General features: G+C 70.3%; 18 protein-coding genes. 7 read left to right on the forward strand and 11 right to left on the reverse strand.

The genetic code is table 11. The annotated features are described in order from the left end of the window. Positions 1 to 21 precede the first annotated feature (21 nt). The 7 genes from nuoH (at position 22) to U2P90_RS06155 (ending at position 7,861) form a co-directional block, all read left to right on the forward strand. Positions 22 to 1,197, forward strand: coding sequence for an NADH-quinone oxidoreductase subunit NuoH (nuoH, locus tag U2P90_RS06125; protein WP_322474218.1), 1,176 nt, complete (start codon positions 22 to 24; stop codon positions 1,195 to 1,197). 65 nt (positions 1,198 to 1,262) lie between these two features. Further along, entirely contained in the window at positions 1,263 to 1,799 is a 537-nt protein-coding gene (gene nuoI, locus U2P90_RS06130) for an NADH-quinone oxidoreductase subunit NuoI (RefSeq protein WP_322474219.1), read from the forward strand. Between the two features lie 103 nt (positions 1,800 to 1,902). Next, positions 1,903 to 2,523 (forward strand): NADH-quinone oxidoreductase subunit J, encoded by a 621-nt coding sequence (locus U2P90_RS06135; protein ID WP_322474220.1) that lies wholly within the window; start codon positions 1,903 to 1,905, stop codon positions 2,521 to 2,523. Beyond that, positions 2,523 to 2,825, forward strand: coding sequence for an NADH-quinone oxidoreductase subunit NuoK (nuoK, locus tag U2P90_RS06140; protein WP_295821546.1), 303 nt, complete (start codon positions 2,523 to 2,525; stop codon positions 2,823 to 2,825). The genes U2P90_RS06135 and nuoK overlap by 1 nt, the downstream gene beginning before the upstream one ends. Before the next feature lie 9 nt (positions 2,826 to 2,834). Continuing rightward, a complete protein-coding gene (gene nuoL, locus U2P90_RS06145) occupies positions 2,835 to 4,775 on the forward strand; it encodes an NADH-quinone oxidoreductase subunit L (protein ID WP_322474221.1) in 1,941 nt (646 codons plus the stop codon). A gap of 124 nt (positions 4,776 to 4,899) precedes the next feature. Next, positions 4,900 to 6,351 carry an NADH-quinone oxidoreductase subunit M gene (locus U2P90_RS06150; protein WP_380101504.1) on the forward strand — a complete coding sequence of 484 codons (1,452 nt, stop codon included), beginning with the start codon at positions 4,900 to 4,902 and terminating at the stop codon, positions 6,349 to 6,351. Position 6,352: 1 nt separating this feature from the next. Then, positions 6,353 to 7,861 carry an NADH-quinone oxidoreductase subunit N gene (locus U2P90_RS06155; RefSeq protein ID WP_322474222.1) on the forward strand — a complete coding sequence of 503 codons (1,509 nt, stop codon included), beginning with the start codon at positions 6,353 to 6,355 and terminating at the stop codon, positions 7,859 to 7,861. A 64-nt stretch (positions 7,862 to 7,925) separates the two neighbouring features. Here the strand turns inward: U2P90_RS06155 and U2P90_RS06160 are convergent, their stop codons facing one another. The 11 genes from U2P90_RS06160 to U2P90_RS06210 all read right to left on the reverse strand — a co-directional run bounded on the left by U2P90_RS06160 (position 7,926) and on the right by U2P90_RS06210 (position 21,402). Further along, the gene (locus U2P90_RS06160) at positions 7,926 to 9,548 is read right to left on the reverse strand and encodes a chromosome partitioning protein (protein WP_322474223.1); all 1,623 of its coding nucleotides are present in this window, start codon (positions 9,546 to 9,548) and stop codon (positions 7,926 to 7,928) included. Next, positions 9,548 to 11,155, reverse strand: coding sequence for a hypothetical protein (locus U2P90_RS06165; RefSeq protein ID WP_322474224.1), 1,608 nt, complete (start codon positions 11,153 to 11,155; stop codon positions 9,548 to 9,550). Before U2P90_RS06165 ends, U2P90_RS06160 begins: the two co-directional genes overlap by 1 nt. A gap of 126 nt (positions 11,156 to 11,281) precedes the next feature. Continuing rightward, entirely contained in the window at positions 11,282 to 12,427 is a 1,146-nt protein-coding gene (locus U2P90_RS06170) for a glycosyltransferase family 4 protein (protein ID WP_322474225.1), read from the reverse strand. After that, the gene (locus tag U2P90_RS06175; protein ID WP_322474226.1) at positions 12,424 to 13,551 is read right to left on the reverse strand and encodes a glycosyltransferase; all 1,128 of its coding nucleotides are present in this window, start codon (positions 13,549 to 13,551) and stop codon (positions 12,424 to 12,426) included. The genes U2P90_RS06170 and U2P90_RS06175 overlap by 4 nt, the downstream gene beginning before the upstream one ends. Further along, a complete protein-coding gene (locus U2P90_RS06180; RefSeq protein WP_322474227.1) occupies positions 13,548 to 14,795 on the reverse strand; it encodes an O-antigen ligase family protein in 1,248 nt (415 codons plus the stop codon). Before U2P90_RS06180 ends, U2P90_RS06175 begins: the two co-directional genes overlap by 4 nt. Continuing rightward, positions 14,792 to 15,904, reverse strand: a complete 1,113-nt coding sequence (locus U2P90_RS06185) for a glycosyltransferase (protein ID WP_295815093.1) — start codon at positions 15,902 to 15,904, stop codon at positions 14,792 to 14,794. The genes U2P90_RS06180 and U2P90_RS06185 overlap by 4 nt, the downstream gene beginning before the upstream one ends. Next, complete coding sequence (locus tag U2P90_RS06190; RefSeq protein WP_322474228.1) at positions 15,901 to 17,346, reverse strand: lipopolysaccharide biosynthesis protein; 1,446 nt, start codon at positions 17,344 to 17,346, stop codon at positions 15,901 to 15,903. The genes U2P90_RS06185 and U2P90_RS06190 overlap by 4 nt, the downstream gene beginning before the upstream one ends. Next, positions 17,343 to 18,332: a hypothetical protein gene (locus U2P90_RS06195; RefSeq protein ID WP_295815087.1), complete on the reverse strand. Its 990-nt coding sequence runs from the start codon at positions 18,330 to 18,332 to the stop codon at positions 17,343 to 17,345. Before U2P90_RS06195 ends, U2P90_RS06190 begins: the two co-directional genes overlap by 4 nt. After that, positions 18,329 to 19,090 (reverse strand): hypothetical protein, encoded by a 762-nt coding sequence (locus U2P90_RS06200; protein ID WP_322474229.1) that lies wholly within the window; start codon positions 19,088 to 19,090, stop codon positions 18,329 to 18,331. Before U2P90_RS06200 ends, U2P90_RS06195 begins: the two co-directional genes overlap by 4 nt. Then, positions 19,087 to 20,058: an NAD-dependent epimerase/dehydratase family protein gene (locus tag U2P90_RS06205; RefSeq protein WP_322474230.1), complete on the reverse strand. Its 972-nt coding sequence runs from the start codon at positions 20,056 to 20,058 to the stop codon at positions 19,087 to 19,089. Before U2P90_RS06205 ends, U2P90_RS06200 begins: the two co-directional genes overlap by 4 nt. Before the next feature lie 135 nt (positions 20,059 to 20,193). Beyond that, complete coding sequence (locus tag U2P90_RS06210; protein ID WP_295815074.1) at positions 20,194 to 21,402, reverse strand: exopolysaccharide biosynthesis polyprenyl glycosylphosphotransferase; 1,209 nt, start codon at positions 21,400 to 21,402, stop codon at positions 20,194 to 20,196. Positions 21,403 to 22,063 lie beyond the last annotated feature (661 nt).

A 22,063-nucleotide genomic window follows, 5' to 3' on the forward strand; every position in this document is an offset into this window, starting at 1 on the left:
CTGCACCGGAGGACACCTAACATGCCCGACTGGCTCGCCGCCCTGCTCATCACCCTGCTCAAGGCCGTGCTGCTCACGCTCGCGCTGCTGACCACCTTCGCGTACATGACCCTGGTCGAGCGCCGGTTGCTGGCCCGCATGCAGCTGCGCCCCGGCCCGAACCGCGTGGGGCCCATGGGCCTGCTGCAGCCCGCCGCCGACGCGATCAAGAGCATCTTCAAGGAGGATCTCAACGTCACGCTGGCCGACAAGCTGGTGTACACGCTCGCGCCGATCATCGCCATCGGCATGGCGCTCAGCGCCTTCGGGGGGCTGCCGGGCGGCCCGGCGGACAGCCTGTTCGGGGAAGACCCGTGGGTCTACAACCTGAATACGGGTGTGCTGGCGCTGCTCGCCCTGACCAGCATGGGCGTGTACGGCATCTTCCTGGGCGGCTGGGCGTCGGGCAGCAAGTACCCGATCCTGGGTGGTCTGCGGTCAAGCGCCCAGATGATCAGCTACGAACTCGGCATGGGCCTGAGCATCCTGGGTCTGCTGATGCTGGTCGGCACCACGTCGTTCCAGGGCATCGTCGGCTGGCAGGCGCAGAACGGCTGGCTGATCGTGTTCCAGTCGCTGGGCTTCGCGCTGTTCCTGATCTCGTCCTTCGCCGAGACCAACCGCACGCCCTTCGACCTGCCGGAAGCCGAGCAGGAGATCGTCGCCGGCTACCTGACCGAGTACAGCGCGATCAAGTGGGCGCTGTTCCAGATGGCCGAGTACGTGAACATGATCACCGCGTCGGCGGTCATGGCCACGCTGTTCTTCGGTGGGTGGAAGGGGCCGCAGTTCCTGAACGGACTGATCCCCGGCATCTCCGACTGGCCGATCATCTGGCTGGTCGCCAAGATCGCGTTCTTCCTGTTCGTGTTCATCTGGGTGCGGGCCACGCTGCCCCGCCTGCGCTACGACCAGCTCATGCGTTTTGGCTGGAAGCTGTTGCTGCCACTGGCGCTGGCGAACACCATGGTCACCGCGGCGTTCCTGGCGTTCCGGGGCCAGGGCGGCCTGTGGTTCTTGGCGGTGCTCAGCCTCGCCGGTCTGGTGGCCCTGCTGATCATGAGCGACCGCGTGCGCCCGCTGTGGAACACCCCCACCATCCGCCGCGAGGACGACACGGCGACGGCGCTGGTTCGCCGCCCGGCGGGGGGGGACTGAGATGGAGCAGAGAGCAGACCGCAGAGGGCAGAGGGCACGGACTGCCCCCGAAAAAGGAGTTTTACATGGGCGTGCTTGAAATCGCCAAGGGCATGGGCCTGACCCTGGGCAAGATGTTCCAGAAGCCCCTGACCGTCAGTTATCCCGAGCAGCGGGCCACCTTGCAGCCCCGCTTCCGTGGGCGGCACGTGCTCACGCGGCACCCCGGCACCAATCTGGAGAAGTGCATCGGGTGCTCGCTGTGTGCGGCGGCGTGCCCCGCCTACGCGATCTACGTCGAGGCCGCCGAGAACGATCCGGCCAACCCTGTGTCGCCCGGCGAGCGCTACGCCAAGGTCTACGAGATCAACATGCTGCGCTGCATCTTCTGCGGCATGTGCGAGGAAGCGTGCCCCACGGGCGCGGTCGTGATGGGCAATGAGTTCGAGATGGCCGATTACCGCTACGGCGATTTCGTGTACGCCAAGGAGGACATGCTGGTCGGCACCGAGGGCAGCCTGCCCCAGCGCCGCGAGGCCGCGAGGAAGGGCAAACCCGTCCGCCTGGGGTTCCAGGTGGAGGGCGGCGTCCGCGCCGAACTGGAGGGGGTGAAGTACAAGTGATGCAGAGGGGAGAGGGCAGAGCGCAGAGAGCAGACAGGGGCGTCCGGACGTACTTCCGCAGCGCCCGGAGCCCACAGCTCAGCGCCCCCGCCGGAGGCCGCGGATGATGCTCGCGTTTACCCTCCTGGGCGCGCTGGCCATCTGCGGCGGGGTGGTCACCATCGCGGCGCGGAACGCGGTGCACGCGTCGCTGGGGCTGGTGGGCACGCTGCTGTGCGTGGCGGGACTGTTCGCCACCATGAGTGCGTCGTTCCTGGCCGCCGTGCAGGTGATCGTGTACGCCGGGGCGATCATGGTGCTGTTCCTGTTCGTGATCATGCTGCTGAACGCCAACTCGCCCATCACGGGGCGCGACCCGATTCCCTACGTGCGTGAACTGGCCGGGATCGGCGGCACCGTGCTGGCGGGCGCCTTCGTGGTGCTGGCGTACACCTTCAAGAACCCAGGCCCGCTGGCGGCGGCGTCCCAGGGGCCGGCGGCGGGCGCGCTGGACACGGCGACGACCGGGCTGCGCGGCGGCACGGCGCAGGTCATGGGTGAGACGCTCCTGACCCGCTTCCTGCTGCCCTTCGAGGCGGTCAGCATCCTGCTGCTGGTCGCCATCGTCGGCGCGGTCGCGCTGGTGCAGCGCCCGGCCGCCGAGCCGGACGGCGTTTCGGACACAGATGAGGTGCTGCTGCCCTCGGCGCCGGAACGGCTGCCCGAGCGGGAGGTGCGTGCGTGATGGTGCCGACGACGAGTTACGTGGCCCTGTCGGGCGTGCTGTTCGCGCTGGGCATGATCGGTGTCCTGACCCGGCGCACGGCGATCATGGTCTTCCTGTCGGTGGAACTCATGCTCAATGCCGCGAACCTGGCCCTGGTGGCCTTCGCGCGGGCGTGGAACGACCCGACCGGCCAGACCGCCGTCTTCATCGTGATGACCCTGGCCGCCGCCGAGGTGGCGATCGGCCTGGCGATCATCGTCGCCATCTTCCGCAAGCGCGAGACGACCAACGTGGACGATCTCGCGGGCATGAAAGGCTGAGTGCTCCGGGTGCCCCTGTTCCTTCTTCCCCTGCTGCCGCTGCTGGGCTTTGCCCTGCTGATGTGCCTTCCCCGCCTCTTTCCCGGCAAGTCCGGCGGCTGGCTGGCGTCCGGGCTGGTGCTGCTCAGCTTCCTGCTCGCCGTGTCACGCTATTTCGGCCTGACCGACACGCCCCAGAGTGAAACGCTGTGGACGTGGCTGCCCAACATGGCCCTGGGCGAGGGAGGCGTCACCGCCAACCTGTCCGTGGGCTTCACGTGGGATCAGCTGTCGGCCCTGATGACCCTGATCATCACGGGCGTGGGCTTCCTGATCCACGTCTACTCGATCTCGTACATGAGCCACGACGCGAAGTTCACGCGCTTTTTTGCCTTCCTGAACTTCTTCGTGTCCATGATGCTGATCCTGGTGCTGGCCGACTCGTACCCGCTGATGTTCGTCGGGTGGGAGGGGGTGGGTACCGCGTCGTTCCTGCTGATCGGCTTCTGGTTCTCGGGCCGCGGCAACCCCGCCGACGCCACCACCTTCGCCGCCCGCGACGCCGAGGGCCGCAGCAACAGCAACGCCGCCCGCAAGGCCTTCATCATGAACCGCATCGGGGATCTGGGCTTCATGCTCGGGATGTTCCTGCTGTTCAAGGCCTTCGGCACCCTGAACATTGCCCAGCTGGCCGAGCGGGTCGAGACCGTGCAGTTCGACCGGGCCGCGCTGGAACTGGCATGTCTGTTCCTGCTGGTGGGCGCGGTCGGCAAGTCCGGCCAGCTGCCGCTGACCACGTGGCTCCCGGACGCCATGGCCGGCCCCACGCCGGTCTCGGCGCTGATCCACGCGGCGACCATGGTGACGGCGGGCGTGTACCTCGTGACGCGCAGCAACTTCCTGTTCGACCTCGCGCCGACGGCGTCACTGTGGGTCGCGTGGGTCGGGGGCCTCACCGCGCTGTACGGCGCACTCTCGGCGCTGAACCAGTACGACATCAAGAAGATCCTCGCGTACTCGACCGTGTCGCAGCTGGGCTACATGTTCATGGCGGTGGGGCTGCACGCCTACACGGCCGGGGTGTTCCACCTGCTCACGCACGCCTTCTTCAAGGCGCTGCTGTTCCTGGCCGCCGGGGCCGTCATCCACGCCGTCCACGAGGAGCAGGACGTGCGGCAGATGGGCGGGCTGCGCAGGTTCATGCCGTTCACGCATATCGTCTCGCTGATGGGCGTGCTGGCGATCAGCGGCATTCCCATCTGGAGCGGGTTCTTCTCCAAGGACGCGATCCTGGCCGCCGCGTATGAATCCAACCCGTGGCTGTACGTGATCGGCCTGGGCGTAGCCCTGCTGACCGCGTTCTACATGGGCCGCTGGTACTTCCTGGTGTGGCGCGGCACCTACCGTGGAGACACTGGCCGTGGGCACGCCCACCCGCACGAGGCCGATCCGCTGATGACCGCGCCGCTGGGCGTGCTGGCCGCGCTGGCCACGCTGGGCGGCTTCCTGAACGTGCCGACCTTCCTGGGCGGCGGACACGCCTTCGACACCTACCTGAGCCGCGCGGTGCCTCTGGAGGCCCATGAGATCGCGGCCTCGACCGAGTGGCTGCTCACGGCGCTGGCGGTCGCGGCCGGCGTGATCGGTCTGCTGTGGGCCGCCGCCGAGCACCGGCGCGGCACGCTGACGGACGGCCCGCTGGGCCGTACCAGCACCAATGCCCTGTACCTCGACACCGTGTACGACAACCTCGTCAGTGCGCCCAGCCGCACCATCGCCGGGGCACTGGACATCGCCGACCGCAGCACGGACGGCCTGATCGGCAGTGTCAGCCGCAACGCCGCTGCGCCGGGAGGCCTGTTCACGCTGTGGCAGAGCGGCTTCGTGCGCGCCTACGCGGTCAGCATGCTGCTCGGCACGGCCGGGATCATCGGCTACTGGGCCCTCAAAACGATTGGAGGTGGCCTGTGAGAAGACGTTGCGGTGAGTCGGAGACGAACCCGACCGGAGGGAGTAGCAACGGCGGCCAGACTCCGGCGATGGAAACGCTGGTCGGCGAAGTGTTCGATCAGCGTTGGAATCAGAGGAGTGTGGCATGAGCCGCGACTTCATCCGGCTGCTGCCCACCTTCATGGTGTTCCTGCCCATGCTCGGCAGCCTGCTGCTGCTGGTCACGCCCAAGCGCTGGCGCGACGAGGTGGCGGGCCTGCTGTGTGCCCTGACGCTGGGGATCGGCTTCATGATCTGGCGGGCAGGCGGTAGTGACCTGCTGAGCGTGCCGTGGGTGCCGGCGCTGGGGATCACATATTCCACCGAACTGTCAGGCGTGAGTCTGGCACTGGCGATGGTCACGGCGTTCATGTCGTTCATCGCGGTGCTGTACGCGGCGCGGCGCATTCCCAACCCCGGCACCATGCTGGCACTGATCCTCGCCATGGAGACCGGACTGCTGGGCATCTTCGCGGCGCGGGATCTGGTGCTGTTCTACGTGTTCTTCGAGGATGCGCTGCTGCCCTCGCTGCTCATGCTCGCCATCTACGGCAAGGCGGGGCGCATGCGGGCGCTGGTCAAATTCGCCGCGTACACGCTGTTCGGCTCGCTGCTCATGCTGGTCTCGATCATCGGGATCAAGTACCTGGGGGGCAGCCCGACCTTCGCGCTGGCCGATCTGAGGGCCAACGTCGTGCCTGCGGGCTCCGCGCAGACGTGGCTGTACGTGGCCTTCCTGACCGCCATGGCCGTCAAGCTGCCGCTGTGGCCGCTGCACGCGTGGCTGCCGGACTTCCACGAGCAGAACCACGACAGCGGCATCCCGGATGTCATGGGCACGCTGTACAAGGTCGGGGGCTACGGGGTGTTCATCTTCGGCATCACGCTGTTCCCCGACGCCTCGCTGGAACTGCGGCCGGTGCTGATGGGTCTCGCGGCCTTCACCGCGCTGTACGCGGCGTGGATCGCCTTCCACCAGACCGACTGGAAGCGCCTGCTGGCCTACGCGGGCCTGAGCCACATGGGCTTTGTCGCGCTCGGCGTGTTCTCGCTGAACGAGACGGCCGTGATCGGCGCGATGTACCTCCTGGCCTTCCAGAACCTGTACACCGGGGCGCTGTTCCTGGCGGTCGGGATGCTCCAGGAGCGCACCGGCAGCATCGAGGTGCGTGTGGGCGGCGTCATGACCCAGGCGGGTGCCCTGGGTGGCCTGACGCTGGCCCTGTGGCTCGCCAGCATCGCCGTGCCGGGCATGGCCGGTTTCATCGGGGAATTCTCGATCCTGCTGGGCGCCTACCAGGTGTTCCCGTGGCTGGCCTTCGTGGCCGGGATCACGACCATCGCGGCCGCCGCGTACGCCCTGACCGCCTTCCAGCACACCTTCTGGCAGGCGCGGCCCACCGGGGGGATTCCCGTGGGTGACCTCGTGCATACCGAGTGGCTGATCCTGATCCTGCCGCTCGCCGTGGCGATCTTCTTCGGGGTGTACTCCGCCCCGGCCCTGAACCTCATGCAACCCGCCGTGAAGGCCGTGCTCGCCGCACTTGGGGGAAACTGACATGCTGCAAACCCCCACCGGAACCGACCTCTACTCGCTGGGTGCGCTGTTTCCCATCCTGGCGGTGCTGCTGGGGGCCCTGACCAGCACCCTGCTGGGCTTCTGGGTCAGCCGCCGCGTCCTGACCTACCTGAACATCGGCTGGCTGCTGATCAGCGCCGTGTGGATGATGACGCTGTGGAACCAGGGCCGTCAGGCCTTCACGCGGATCGTCACGCTTCCGGACGGCCAGCCGCTGCTCACGGCGTCGCTCCAGGCCGATAACCCGGCGCTGCTTCTGGGACTGGTCATCGTCGTGGGCAGCGTCATGACCATGCTGGTGTCGCTGGACACCGCGTGGCGGGCCCGGATCTCCTTCCCGGAATTCGACGCCATGCTGATGTACGCGATCACGGGGGGGCTGCTGATGGCCTTCTCCGGCGACCTGATCGTCATGCTGATCGGGCTGGAGATCATGAGCCTGTCGGGCTACGTGCTCGCCACCCTGCAGGACTCGCGCCGCGCCGAGGAATCCGGCCTGAAGTACTTCCTGCTGGGCGCGGTGGGCAGCGCCATCCTGATCTACGGGATCGCCTTCGTGTACGGCGCGACCGGCAGCCTGAACTACGCCGAGATCTCGCTGCGGGTCGGCTCGGTGTCGGGGCTGCTGCCGCAGAACACCGGCATCCTGGTCGGCGGGGCGCTGCTGGTGCTGGCCGGCTTCGCGTTCAAGATCGCGCTGGTGCCCTTCCACCAGTGGACGCCGGACGTGTACTCGGGGGCACCCACCAGCATCAGCCTGTTCCTGAGCACGGTCGTGAAGGTCGCGGTGTTCGCCGGGATGCTGCGCGTGTTCTCGGGGGCCCTGGCCGACGCGCCGGGCTGGGCGAGCGTGCTGCAGGTGCTGACGGCCGCCACGCTGATCATCGGGAATACCGCCGCGCTCCTCCAGGCCAACTTCAAGCGCATGCTCGCGTACTCGGCCGTGGCGCACACCGGTTTCCTGGCGATGGCCCTGCTGGGCACCCCGGCCACCGGCGGCGCGGCCCTGACGTACTACCTGCTGATCTACACCCTGATGACCGCCGCGGCCCTGGCGATCGTGGCCGCCCTGCAACGCAGCGAGGAAGGGATGTCCATCAGCGACCTGCGCGGCCTGTACTACCGCCATCCGGGCTACGCGGTCGCCCTGGCGATCTGCCTGGCGTCGCTGGCGGGCCTGCCGCCCTTCGCGGGCTTCTTCGGCAAGTACCTCGCGTTCCAGGCGGCCTTCCAAAACGGGTACGTGTGGCTCAGCGTGCTGGCAGCGATCACCAGCGTGGCGGCGCTGGTCTACTACCTGCGCCCCGGCATGCTGATGTTCATGCCGGACCGCACGCCGGCGCGCGAGTACGCGCACGGCCAGCGGCCGCCCACCACCCTGGCCGTGGCGCTGGGCGTGGCCGGCGTGACCATCCTGGGCCTGCTGCCCAACCTGTGGTACGGCTGGCTGGGCAATCCGGACATCTGGCGGCTCCTGGCCGGGCGCTGAGCCGGGCGGAGCACACGCAGCAGGCCGCGTCATCTCGGACGCGGCCTGCACTGCTGGCGCCGGCTCAGCGCCGTTCGGGGTGCAGGGCGGGCTGTGGTCGGTCTGCGCCGGAGTCGAGACGGTGCGCTGTGGCCGTGACCCGCCCGCCGCGCTGACGGGTCAGGACGCCGCCCAGCACCGGCACGCCCGCCGCATCGGCCACAGTGAGCGCCCATTCAAGATCCGGACTGCGGGCGACGCCCAGATCCGCGACCAGCAGCACGCCTGCCGTGCCCGGAGCGGCCGCCAGGGCGTCCGGGCAGTCCAGCAGTGGGGGAGCATCGATGAGGACGGCGTCGTAGGCGGCGCTCCACTGGCGCAGCAGGTCTGCGAAGGCCGGGTGGTGGACGCCGGGCGGCGGGCCAGTGGGCGAGTCGTCGGTGTCGGCGGGCAGCAGATCGATCCGTCCACCCACGCGGGCCACCTGCGCGACCTGCGGGTCATGACACGCGCCGCTGAGCGTGGTGGCGACGCCGTACGCCGGGTTGACCGCGGCACCGGGCAGCGGTACCCACGGCGCCACGTGCAGCGGCCACAGGTGCCGCTGTCGACTCGCGGAGCCCCGCGCGTCGACGATCAGGATGCGCAGGCCGCTGTCGCCCAGGTTCGCGGCCAGCGTGGCGACCACGGCGCTGGTGCCCTGGCCGGCGCGGGTACCGCAGATGACCAGCACCGGCAGCGGCGCCCGTGCCAGCAGCGGCAGGAGCTGTACGCGCAGGAAGCCCACAGCGTCGTGCAGGGGGCCACGGTGGCTGCGGAGCACCAGATCCGGCAGTGGGCCGGTCAGGGGCAGGTCGCCCAGCACCGGCAGCCCCAGGCGATCCAGATCCGCCGCACTGCGCACGCGGCGGCGCACGGCCTGCACCAGCAGCGCGGCGGCCGACGTACCCAGCAGGGTCAGCAGCCCGGCCAGCGCGGCGTCCCGGGTGGGGCGCGGCGCGATGGGGCCATCCGGCGTGACCGGCCGCGCCACCAGGGTTAGGGTGCCGGTGGCCGTGACCTCCAGCAGCTTCAGCTGCCACACGGTGCGGATCAGCTGTTCGCGGGCACCGCCGGGTTCCGAGTCGGGCAGCAGCGTGCTGGTCCGGGCGATCTGGTTCTCCAGCGCCTGGCGGGCGACCACGTAACGGTACCGGGCGCGCTGGGCATCCCACGCGAGCAGCGAGCGGGCGGCGGCCCCGGCCAGGGCCTGCGCGGTCTCCGCACGGTCGGCCCGCGCCACGATGCCGTACACGCCGCGCTGCTGCTGATCCACGCGCGCCCTGACCAGCAGGTGCCGGAACTCGCGGGTGCGCAGTTCGGCCCGCAGGGTGCCCGCCAGCGCGTCTGCCTGCTCCGCCGGCAGACCCGATGCCGGCAGCCGGCCGATGATGTCGCTGACCAGGGCGGCGCTGTGCAGCACCTCGTCGACGGCGGTCGGTGTGACGGGCGGCGCACTGGCCGTGATGTCCAGATCCGCCGCGTCCCGCGCCCCGGTCACGGACATCACGCTCGCCACGGACTCGTACACGCGGGGCTGCCCGCGCTGGGCGGCATACGTGCCGGCCGTGGTCAGGATGGTCGCCAGCGCGATGCCCACGGCCGCCGGTCGCAGGTGCCGCAACACCTGCCGCAGTTCGATGTCGTCGTGCACCGGGCCGGAGCGCATTACAGCGCCCCGGAGTCCTGGGTGTGGGAGGTGGGCCCGCGGCCAGTGGAGCGCCGCTCCCGTCTGGACATCGCTCCCCAGCCCTGGGCGACGCCGCTCCACACGACACCCAGCAGGATGCGGTGGGCCGTGGGCAGGGTCGCGCGCAGTGCGCCCAGCTGGCCGGCCCGGTCGGCCGTGTCCTCGCGGACGACCAGCAGACTGCGGCGTCCGGCGCACAGGGCCAGGGCGGCATCCGGCGTGTCCAGCGTCGGGGCATCCACGATCATCAGGTCATACTCCTCGCTCCAGCGGGACAGCAGGGTGTCCAGGCCCTCCACGCGGTTGAGGTCGAGCACCTGCGGATCGGGGCCGCCCAGTACGTCGACCCCGGGGGCCACGGTCTGCGCCTGGGCACCCTCCGGGAACGTCAGGGCCGACGCCAGGGTCGTGGCGGCGCGGGCCTGCGGGGCCGCGCCGGGCAGCAGCTGCCAGTGCGCCGTGGGGGCCACCCACAGCCGCTGCTGGGGAGCACCGGCGTGGGCATCGACGAGCAGGACGCGCTGTCCGGCGGCGGCCACGCTGCGCGCCAGCTGAGCGGCCACCAGGCTCGCGTCGGTGCTGTCCTGGGCACCACTCACCACCACTCGCTTCACGCCGGGCTCCAGCTGGGCCAGAACATTGCCGCGCAGCAGGGCCACCGCGTTTCGCCGCCGCGTGTCGGGGTCGTCCAGGGCGGTGCTGCGCAGCGTGGGCAGCCACCCCAGTTCCTGCACCCCGGGAACCTGGGTGGCCCGCTGGGGCCTGGGGCGGCGCGGCGATCCCAGCCGCGCCACCACGGCAGTGCCCAGCGCGGTCAGGGCCACCAGAACCGCCAGCGCTGGCCCCAGCGGTGATCCGGTTCCAGACCGGGTCGGTTCGACGGCGGCAGCCAGCGGGTACAGCGTGCCGGTGGCGGCGTCCTGAACCTGCTCGAGCTGTGCGAGCCGGTCGGCGGCGATCTGCTGCGCCTGGAGCAGCGCCGTGCGGCGGCCGGCATCGGTGGTGGCGGCGATGCGGCTGTCCAGGGTCGCCAGATACGAGCGCAGGCTGCGTTGCAGCCGTGTGACGCCCTCGACGGCCCGCTGCCGGTCCCACGCGAGCAGGGCGTCGGCTGCCGCGTCGGCCAGCACCTTCGCCTCTCGCGGCGCGGCGGCACGCGCGGCGACCACGTAGGTGCCGCCCTGCTGGTCGTTGATCTGCGAGGTCACGGTGAGCACCTCGAAGTCCTGGGTGCCCAGCTCCGAGCGCAGGGTCGTGGCCAGCCGGGTCACCGTGTCGGTGTCCAGGCCGCTGCCCTGCATGCGCGTGACCAGATCCTGCACCAGCGCCTCGCTGTGGAGTGCCCGCTCGACCGCGCCCGGCGGCAGGGGCGGGGCGGTGGTGAAGACCGGGTCACTGCTGCCGGACGGGGCAGACATCAGGCTGCTCGTCGCCGTGTACTCCGGCGCACGCAGGGCCAGGGTGCCCCATGTCAGCAGGGCTGCCACGGTGGCTGTACCCAGGATCAGCGGCGCGTCGGTGCGCAGGGCGTGCCACAGGCTCGCGGCGCTCCAGTCGGTGGGGTGGGGTGGGCGGGGGGAATGCAAGTCATACCTCGGGCAGAGCGCCTGCTGGACGGTGGCAGCGGTCGGCTGATCACGGTGTAGCAGGTCTGGCGTTTCCGGAACATCAACATCCGGGGGAAGGGTGGGGAGGGGTTCCGGGGCGGCCGGTCAGCCGGGTGCGGCCTCCCCTGGGTCGGCCACGGCGGCGGGGGCGCGGGTGCCCAGCACCTCGCGGTAGATGTCCAGCGTGCGCGTGACCATGTGCTCGAAGGTGAAAGCAGCCAGGAAGCGGGCGCGGCCGTGCTCGCCCATGGAGCGGCGCAGGTCGGGCGAGCGGATCACGTCAGACAGTGCCCCGCGCAGGGCGTCCACGTCGGCAGGCGGCACCACCCGGCCGGTCACGCCGTCCTGCACGGACTCCCTCACGCCGCCCACGTCCGACGCCACGACCGGCAGCCCCGCCCGCATCGCTTCCAGGATCGAGCGCGGAAAGCCCTCCCAGTGGGTGGCGAGCACGAACACCTGGGCACGCTGGAGCTGCTCGGCCACGTCGCGGCGCGATCCCAGGAAGCGGACCCGCCCCGCCAGGCCCAGCGAGGTCGCCAGGGCCCGGGTGGACTCCAGCAGCGGGCCGTCTCCGATCAGGTCGAGGGTCCACGGCAGGTCTGTCAGGCCAGAGAGCGCCCGCAGCAGCGTGGTGTGATCTTTCTGCTCCTGGAAGCGGGCGACCATGACCAGCGTGGGCGGCCCGGCCTCGGGCTGCGCGGGAGCCAGATCCGGTCGCAGCGGCATGCCGTTGTGGATGGCGACCATGCGCCGCGCCGACGCCACGCGCAGGCGCAGGGCGAGCTGCCGGTCGTAGCCCGAGACCGTGATGATCCGCGCGGCCAGCGGCGCGGTCGCGCGTTCGGCGTGCAGGTACAGCCGCCGCTCGCGCTCGGGCACGCCGTCCGTGAAGGCCCAGCCGTGGGCGGTGAAGAGCACCGGCAGGCCCAGCGACCGCGCCGCGACACGGCCCAGCAGCCCCGCCTTCGAGGAATGCGTGGACACCAGATCCGGCCGCAGGTCCCGCAGCACGCCGCGCAGTTCCAGCAGCGCCCGCAGTTCCTGGCGCGGCCGGATCTCGCGGGTCAGCAGTTCCAGGCTGCGGTACGGCACCCCGGCCCGCTCCAGTTCGCGGGTGTACTCGCCGTGTCCGCCGACGATGACCGTGGCGCGGTGGCCCAGACGGATCAGGTGCAGGGCCAGGTCGCGCACGTGGATATGCGCTCCCCCGATCGAGTCCCCCCGCGTGATGACGAAGGCGATGTTCATGTCTTCCTCCAGCGGCGCGTCCGGATGGCCCGGCGGGCGAGCAGACCACGGTAGATGCCCTCCCACTCGTTCAGCACGCTCTCCAGACCGTAGTGCCGTTCCACGTGGGCCCGGCCCAGGTCGCCCATGTGCCGGCGCGGCGCGGCGTCCAGATGCAGGACGTGCAGGGCGGCGCGGGCCAGCGCCGCCGGATCGCCGGGCGGCACCAGCACGCCGCTGCGGCCGTCCTGCACGGCGTCCGCGACCGAGCCGACATCGGTCGCCACGACCGGCAGCCGGGCGGCCCCGGCCTCCAGCAGCACCATCGGCAGGCCCTCCCACGCCGAGGACATCAGATAGGCGTCCGCGCCGCGCAGCAGGGCGGGCACGTCGTGCCGGGCTCCCAGGAAGGTGACAGCGTTGCCCAGGGTCAGCGCGGCGACCCTGGCCCGCGCCGCCTCCAGCCCGCGCCCCTCGCCGACGATGTCCAGCCGGGCGTGCGGGGCTGCCGCCACGACCTGCGCGAAGGCGTCCAGCATGGTCGGGTAGTCCTTGGCCTCCTCGAAGCGGCCCACCGCGATGAAGCGGAAGGTGCCGTCCATGCGGTCGGCGGGGCGGTCGCCGGCGGCCATGTCGAAGGCCGCGAGATCCAGGCCGTTCGGCACGCAGCGCAGCTTGTCCGGCGGGACGGCCTTCCGGGCCCGGTACTGCTCGACGGCGCGGGCGCTCACGTTGGTCGTCAGGTCGCTCAGGCGGTCGGTCACCCGGTAGGCGGGCAGCGACCAGCGCCCACCCTCGCGGACGCTGTGGCCGGTGCTGATCAGGACGGGCACCGGGCGCAGCGCCCGGCCCACGCGGGCGACCAGATTGGCATGGATCAAGTGGCTGTGCAGCACGTCCGGGCGAACGTCGGCGCTGTGCCGGGCCACGCCGGACACGGCCCGCAGCAGCCCCGCCGGGCCGCGCACCCCGAGCGCGTGCACCGGCACGCCCGCGTCCCGCGCCAGGGCGGCGACCGGGCCTTCCGGGGCCAGCGACAGGATCTGCACGTCGTGCCCCCGGCCGCGCATGCCGCGTGCCAGCTGGAGCACCTGCATCTCGGCCCCGGCGAGGTTCGTGCCAGTCACCACGTACAGGAGCTTCATGGCGCTCCCCGGGTGTCCGGCGGTGGCCGGCCGGTGACCGGCGACTCCCGGCGGTGCAGCCGGGCCGAGCACAGCATCAGGGCAGGGAGCACCCACGTGAGCTTGCGGTAGTTCCACGTCAGCGTGAAGGTGCCCACCAGCAGGCAGGTGAGGCATGCCACCCACATCAGCCGCAGACTGCCGCGTACCGCGCGCAGGTTCAGCAGCAGCAGGGCCACGAAGGCGCTGAACAGCAGCGCCCCGACCACGCCGCCCTCGACGGCCACGGTGATCAGCGTGTTGTGGGCCACGATGGCCTCTCCGAAATATGGTTTCAGATCTTCCTCCAGGCGGCCCACCCCCACGCCCAGCAGCGGCGCGGTGCCGGCCACGGTCCACGCCGCTGCCCAGATGTCCCTCCGGTCGTTCAGGGTGCCGCTGGTCAGTTCGCTGCCGATGGTACTCAGCCGCGCGATGGCGGCGGGGGCCAGGATCGACACCCCCCACGCGCACGCGGCCAGGCCAGTCAGCAGCGCTGCCCTCGCCCGCCGCCCGAAGTGCCGGCCCGCGAAGATGTCGTACAGCACGTACAGCAGCGCGAAGGCGTAGGCGATCAGCGCGGCCCGCGAACCGGTCAGCACCAGGGCGAAGAACGCGGCAGGGGGGTACAGCATTAGGGCAGTGCGCAGCGGCCAGCGGCGTTCCTCCCGCGCGACCCACCATGCCAGCGGCACCGACAGCGACAGGATGAGGCCCAGCTCGTTCGGGTCGAAGTTGCCCCCGGCGTAGCGGTCATAGAACTTGGTGGGGTACTGACCGAAGAACGCGGCCAGGGTCAGCACGATGCTCACGGTGGCGCCCGCGACCAGCGACCCCAGCGCCAGCCGCAGCTGCTCACGGGTGTGGATCACGTCCCACAGCAGTAGAGACACCACGCCCAGCTGCAGCGTCGTGATGGCCGTGTCGAAGGCCGAGCGCTCGTCGATGCGCACGAAATACGTGGCGGTGGCATACAGCAGGTACACGGCCAGCGCGGTGATCCCCGCCGACAGCCGCGAGATCCGGCCCCGGCGCAGGACGTGCAGCCCCCACGCCGCGACGGCCAGCACGCCGCCCAGGCGGCCCACCGTTCCCAGTCCCGGCAGAACCACCGCGTTTTCCCACGAGATGCAGAACAGGAACACACACGCCAGCACCAGTGCCGCCGACGGGTGTCCAGCCGCCGACGACGTGGAACCCGGCCACTGCCGGGCCCGGCTGCTCACAGCATCAGCTCCAGGTAGCGCTCCGGCGGGTAGTCCATGCCGTACTCGTGCAGGTTCGCGGCGGGCCGCACCGGGTGCTGCAGCGCCGTCCGGAGGCCGCGCTCGAGGGCGTCGTCGTCATCGACCGGCACCAGAATGCCGCTGCCGGTGCGGGCCACGATCTCGGCCGGGCCGTGCGGGCAGTCGGTCGAGACCACTGCGGCGCCCACGGCCAGCGCCTCGATCAGCACGGTTGGCAGGCCCTCGTAGCGAGAGGACAGCGCGAACACCGCTGAGCGCGCCATGTACGCGAAGGGGTTCTTCACGTGTCCCGGCATCCACACGTCGCCGTCCACGCCCAGCTCGCGGGTCAGCGCGGCCAGGGCGTCGGCCTCGGAGCCCTCGCCCAGGATGACCAGGCGGGCGGGGCGCTCGCGGCGCAGCTGGGCGAAGGCCCGGATCAGGGACGGAAAGTTCTTCTGGTATTCCAGGCGGCCCGCCCCCAGGATGACCGGCGGCTGCCCCGGCGCGAACCACGGATGCTCGACCGGCTGCGCGGCCTGCGTGGCGAGTTCCGGCGTGATCACCGGGTTGTAGATCACCTCGAGCTGCCCTCTGTCCAGGCCGGTCGCCTCGCTGAAGTCGTCGGCCACGCCGCCCGACACGGCCACGATGCCCTGCGCAGCCGGGTAGGTCAGCGCACACAGCTGCGGCAGGATCCGGTCGCGGCTGTTCGCCCCGCGCGCCTTCTCGCTGGAGATGGTGTTGTGGATCGACACGACCACCCGCGTGTCCACGCCGGCCAGCCGCCGGGCCGCCAGCGCCACGATGTTCGCGTGGTTCAGCGCGGCCAGCAGGGCGTCTGGCCGCTCACGGCGCAGGTACGCGGTCAGGCGCGGCAGGCTGCGCATGGTCTGCAGCCGGTGGGGACTGTCCAGGTCGATCAGCCGCACGCCGGGCGGCACATCGTCCAGGTACACCCCCTCGGCCTTGGCCAGGACGAAATCGACGGTGTGGCCGCGCTCGGCAAAGCCGCGGGCAAGGTTGATCATCACGCGCTCGGCCCCGCCCGGGGTGAGGGTCGGCATGAACAGTGCCAGGCGGCGGCCCGCTGCCACCTGCGCTGTCACGGCGTCCCCCGGACCCGCACGGCCCGGCTGCGCCCGGCCCACCACGTCTGCACGCGAACCCGGTCCTCGCTGCTCGCGGCGAGATAGACCGCGCCGTAGGCGGCGCCGCCGGCCACGATCTGACCCAGCAGGGCCAGCGGCCCACGTCCGGTGGCGAGCAGCAGTTCGGTGCCGTACAGCGCGGCGCTGCCCAGCAGCACGGCCGGCACGTTCGGAAACCACACCGGCACCGGGAACGACTGCCGGCCCCAGAACCAGCTGAGCAGCAGGGCCACGAGGGCCGCCACGGCAGACGCATACGCGCAGCCCATGTAGCCCAGGCGCGGGATCCACAGCATGTTCAGGCCGACGTTCACGGCGGCCGCGATCAGCACGATCCAGATCTGCTGGCGGGTGTTCTGGCCCAGCTGGAAACTCAGATCCAGGTGGTAGGCCTTGAGGCCCATGAGCAGCGCACTGAGCGCCACCCACGGGATGAGTTGCGCCGCCGCCGCCTGGAAGTCCGCTCCCAGGGCCACCCGCGCGATCTGTGGGGCCAGTGCGGCCAGCCCCACGGTGGCGGGTACGGCCACGGCCAGCAGCAGCGAGCCGTTGTGGATCAGCTGTTCCCGCGCCGCATGTTCGCCGCGTTCGTTCAGGGCCCGCACGGCCAGCGGGTACGCCGCGAGGTTCACGATGGCCATCAGCAGTCCCAGCGACTGCTGCGCGAGGTCCATGCCGACCGAGAAGATTCCGGCAGCCGCCGCTCCCTGGAGGGCCCCCAGCAGCAGGCGGTCGGAGGTGCTCAGGATGAAGCCGAACGCGAAGGTCACGGTGAGGGGCAGGCCGTAGCTCAGCAGGGTGCGCATGGTCTCGCGGTTCACGTCCCAGCGGGCCGCGCCGCGCCAGCACCACACGCTCCACAGCACGCCCGGCAGCGCGGCGCCCAGCAGCAGCCCCAGCAGCCGCCCCGTGCTGCCCAGGCCGGCGCGCACCAGCAGCACACCCAGACCCAGGGACAGCACGGCGCGGGTCAGGGCCAGCAGGCCGTAGTGCAGGGGTTTCAACTGGGCACGCAGCAGCTCCAGGGTCAGTTCGAACCACACCTGCCCCCACGTGAGCACCAGCGCCAGCACCACCAGCGGGCGCGTCGCGTCGTCCACGACCAGCAGACTGACGCCGCCCAGCACAGCGGTGGCCGCGACGACCAGCGCGTAGCCGCCGATGATGGTGCGCAGGAACGGCACGCGCTCCTCGCCGGTCGGCAGGTAGCGCAGCAGGCCCAGATGGAGCCACTCGAACAGCACCGAGTTCAGCAGGCTGGAGATGGCGATCACCAGCGCGTACTGGCCGTAGCCGGCGGGGTCGAGCAGATGACTGAAGACCGACAGCGCCGCGAAATTCAGGAGACCCGGTACACCGCGCGCCACGACGTAGATCAGGCTGTGTCTCACCAGGGTCATGCGCGGCCCACCCCCAGCAGTTTGTTGCGCACCCGCAGCCACATCCGCCGGCGATTCAGGTCGACGATCAGGGCCTTGCCGTCCACGGCCAGCAGCAGTTCCCCGCCGCTGGACTGGACATCCAGATGGTGCATGCCCAGGGACGTCCAGCCCGTGCCGGAGGGGTACAGCACCGGCTGCGGCCAGCCGGTGGCCGGGGTCTCGCGGTACGTGCCGTCCCGGACGTCGATGCACATGAGACTCACGTCCTCGCCGTAGACCAGACCGGGGCGCTGTACGGGCCGGTACCACCGGCCGCCGTGGCTGAAGATCCGTCCGGCGGATCGCAGCAGCTGTGGGCCGGCGCTGGCGTGCACGTCGACCGGATCCCACGGCCCTGTGAGCTGCGCGGCGCGGTACACCAGCGGGGCCACGCCGCCGGCGATCGAGGTCACCAGCCACCAGTCGCCGGTGCCCGCCGCGTCGTGGAAGACCGAGGAGTCCACATAGGGTGCGCCGCGCAGCAGGTCCACGACCCGAGTCCAGCGGTGCGGGAAGTCGGCGGCGTGGTACAGGGTCACGGTGCCCCGCTCACCGGTCTCGGGCACCATGTAGACCTCGCGGCCGTGCTCGAACACGTAGGGGTACGACAGGTGTACGTTCTCGCGCAGGATCATGCCGCCGTAGGTCCAGTGGGTCAGGTCGTCCGAGTGGGCGGTCGACAGTTCGCCCCGGCCGGTCTCCAGGTTCAGCACCTCGAAGAACAGGTGGTAGCGGTCGCCACGCCGCAGCACGAAGGGATCGGCGACGTACTCGGCCACGGCGTCCGTGACCAGCTCGCGGGTGACCAGCGATGGCCACGTCCGGCCGGGCAGACCGGTCAGGTCGGGCGCGGGGCCCACCGCGATCACGTATTCCTGGCGCAGCAGCAGGTTCGACAGCGGGATCCGGCGCAGGTGGGGCAAGAGCTGGCGGGCCACGCGCCGGCGCGACGTGGGCAGCGTCACGGGCGCTGCTCCACGCGGTTCAGGCCCCGTCGGGCCAGCAGATACGGACTGGTCAGGGCGTGGTACTCGTACTGCCGTGTGAACCCGAACGACAGCTTGAACTGATCCACGCCGGCCGAGGGATGGGCGGGATCGTCGAACAGACCCCCGGCGTCGTAGATGCGCACGCCCAGGTCGCGGACATACTGCATGTCGTACCACGTGAGCAGCCGGTTGAGTTCCGCGATGGTGCGGGCCGGCATGGCGCCGCCCTCGCGCGGGATCGTCGCGGCGTACAGCCCCCGTGCCCGCGACAGGCCGTCGAGCAGGTAGGTGTTCACGGCGATGACGTGGCCGTCCACCCGGAGCTGCGTGACGAAGCCGTGGCGATCCGTCAGCTGCCAGTTGGCAGCGCTGACCGGCCGCCCGTACAGCTGGCGGTTGAAGTCGTTGATCAGGCGGCGGGCCTCGGGGGCCTGGCCCGGCGGCAGCACCTCGAAGGTGTGCGGAACCTTCATGGCCCGCCGCACCGACGCCCGGCAGGTCTTGTGCATGTCCGCCAGCAACTGATCCTCCGAGCGGGTCAGGTCCGTGACGGCCGTACAGAACCGTGCGCGACGGATCACCGGCAGCGGCAGGTGCTGCATGAACGCCGCGCTGGCCTGCCGGATCACGGTGACCGGCGCGCGCAGCCGGGCGACCGTGTCCAGGTCGCGGGTCTCCGGGAACCACACGACGTGGTAGGGCACCGGTCCGGCCCACTTGATGGCGTGGATCACCGTTTCGCCTGCGTGACCGGCTGGGGCTGGCGCCGCAGCCAGTCGACAAAGGTGGCGCAGCCGTCATGGAATTCGACGTGTGGCCGGAAGTCCAGCAGCCGCTCGGCCTTGCCCAGGTGTGCCCAGGTCTGCGGCACGTCGCCGGGCTGGGCCGGCAGCACCTCCCGCCGGGCCGGCAGGCCCAGCACGTCCTCCAGCGTGCCGACCATCTCGGCCAGGCTGATGGTCCGGTTGTTCCCCAGGTTGATCACCTCGTAGGGGCTGCCGGCGTAGTGCAGCGCGGCCAGGATGCCCTGGACGATGTCGCTGACGTGTGTGTAGTCCCGCCGGGTGGAACCGTCGCCGTAGAACGGAATGGACTGTCCGGCCAGCATCCGCCGGGCGAAGGTGTGCACGGCCAGATCCGGCCGCTGCCGCTCGCCGTAGACCGTGAAGAACCGCAGGGCCACGAAGCGCAGGCCATACAGATGGCTGTAGACGTGGCCCAGCAGCTCACCGCTCACCTTGGTGCTGGCATACGGACTGATCGGGGCCAGGACATGATCCTCCTCGCTCCACGGCACGCGCGGATTCACGCCATAGACCGAGGAACTCGACGCGAACACGAACTGCGGCACGTGCCGCTCCCGCGCGAATTCCAGCAGGTGCTGCGTGCCGCCCACGTTCACGTCCTGATACGTGGTCGGATCGGCGATGCTGGGCCGCACCCCGGCCCTGGCCGCGAGATGGACGATCGCGCTGAAGTCGCCGGGCAGCGCCCGGAGGGCGTGATGGTCACGGATGTCCACGGTGTGCAGCGTGTAGTGGGGATGCTCCCGGTGCGCGGCGATGTTGCGGTGTTTGATCGCCGGGTCGTAGAACGGATCGAAGCTGTCGATGGCCTCGACATGCCACCCGCTGCCCAGCAGGGCGTCGACGACATGGCTGCCGATGAAGCCGGCCCCGCCGGTGACCAGGGCCCGCTTCACGGCAGGGCACCGGGACGGCAGGACGGCGGAACGGGAGTGGGCCGGGCAGGTGGGGGGGTCATGGCAATGTCCTCAGGAGCAGGGGGACGCTGTCCGGGCGCACTCGGGCAGGCCCTGAACGGCGGGGGAAGGCGATCAGCGGGCGCCGAAGCCGGTCAGGATGGTCTGCAGGGTCTTGAACACGATCCGCACGTCCAGCCAGAACGACAGGTACTTGATATAGAACACGTCGTAGCGCAGTTTCTCAATGGTGGTGCTGGTGTCGGCCGCGTAGCCGTGGACGACCTGGGCCCAGCCGGTGATGCCTGGGCGCACCCAGTGGCGCACGGGGTACAGGCGGATGTCCTGGTTGAAGCGCTCGACGAAGGCACGCTGTTCGGGCCTCGGCCCGATGATGCTCATGTCGCCGCGCAGCACGTTCCAGAACTGCGGCAGTTCGTCCAGCCGGAACTTGCGCAGGAAGCGGCCCACGCGGGTCACGCGGGCGTCGCCGGCCGTGGCGAAGGCTGCGCCGCTCCGCTCGGAATCGGTGCGCATGGTGCGGAACTTGACCATCCGGAACAGCTGGCCGTTGCGGCCCACGCGCTCCTGATAGAACAGCACCGGCCCGCCCGAATCGAGCAGGATCACCAGCGCGACCATGCCGGCCAGGGGCAGCAGCGCGGGCAGCGCCAGCACCGTCACCACGCGGTCGATCACCAGCTTGAGCTGCACGTACGACGACAGGAAGGGCACCTCGCCCAGCCGCGCACCGTGCAGATACTCGACCGACACCCGGCCGCTCAACTCCTCCTGCAGGCTGGCGAGCGTGCATGTGGGCACGCCGGCCGCATAGGCGTGCATGAGCAGCTGGGCCCACTCGGGCGACAGCGCCTGGGTGGGGTCGATCAACAGTTCATCGAGTTCCTGCAGGGCCACCTGCTGCGGGGACTGGAGCAGGACATACCGCACGTCGCGGCCGGTGGGCAGCTCACCCGGCTGGCCGGGCAGCACCCCCACGACCATCGCCGGGGCCAGCCGGCGCATCAGGTAGCGGGTGACGAGCATGACGGCGCCCCAGCCGCCGCTCACCGCCAGCAGGAAGGGCAGCGCGCTGGGGGCATTCACCAGGGCCAGCACGATCAGGCTGATGCCCAGGGCGCACAGGGGAATCACGATGGATTCGTAGTAGCGGTACGACCGCAGGCCCGCGTGGCGGCCACGGATGGCACCCCAGGCCACCCATGCGGCCAGCAGCCAGTTGCTGTACGCCAGCATGATCCCGGTTCGCGGCAGCAGCAGCTGAGCAGCGACCAGCCCCAGGACGACCGGAGCGCTGACATCGACCACGCTGAGCAGCGCCATCAGGTGGGAGCGGAAAAATGCCTGTCGGGTGGGTTGAAGTCGTTGACTGACCATGCTGGGGGGATCCTTTGGTCACTGTTCCGGTGCATGACAGCGCACCGGTCAGTACCGTCGATGTCGTGGCCTGGCCCAGTACGGTGACGCGGTGGAGGATGGGGGCGAGACAACAGTGTGTGCAGGACGTGGTCTGAAGAACTCGGGAGACACGGCAGGCCACACGAGTCCGGGGAACAGCAGGGGCGAGCATGAAGCCTGACGGGGAGCCTCGGCCCGGTCTGTGGTCGGGTCAGCGGCGTGGAGCCGTGTCACGGATGCCACGGTGTGACCCACACCTGTTCTCAACCTGCTCCGGTCGATTCATGGACTCCGAACCTCCGCCACACATGTTAAGAATTTCATAGACAGCCTTCCCCCCACAATCTAACCAGATCCAATGAGTTTAAAGTGAGAATCTGTGATCCGGGATCGTGAACAGGATTCTGTATCTGCCGCGTGGGACAGAGAATACAGAATTCTCCCGACATGACAATCCCGTGAGTATTTCATGATATAGGGGTGGGCTGGTGGGGGCGAGAGCGCTCCTGCATACAGAGCCGGGGGTCGCAGGGGCAGTGGATGACGACGCCACACAGAGCGGCTGTGCCCCGAACCATCTGCCGGT

It is taken from the genome of Deinococcus sp. AB2017081 (assembly GCF_034440735.1).
Classification (GTDB): Bacteria; Deinococcota; Deinococci; order Deinococcales; family Deinococcaceae; genus Deinococcus; species Deinococcus rufus.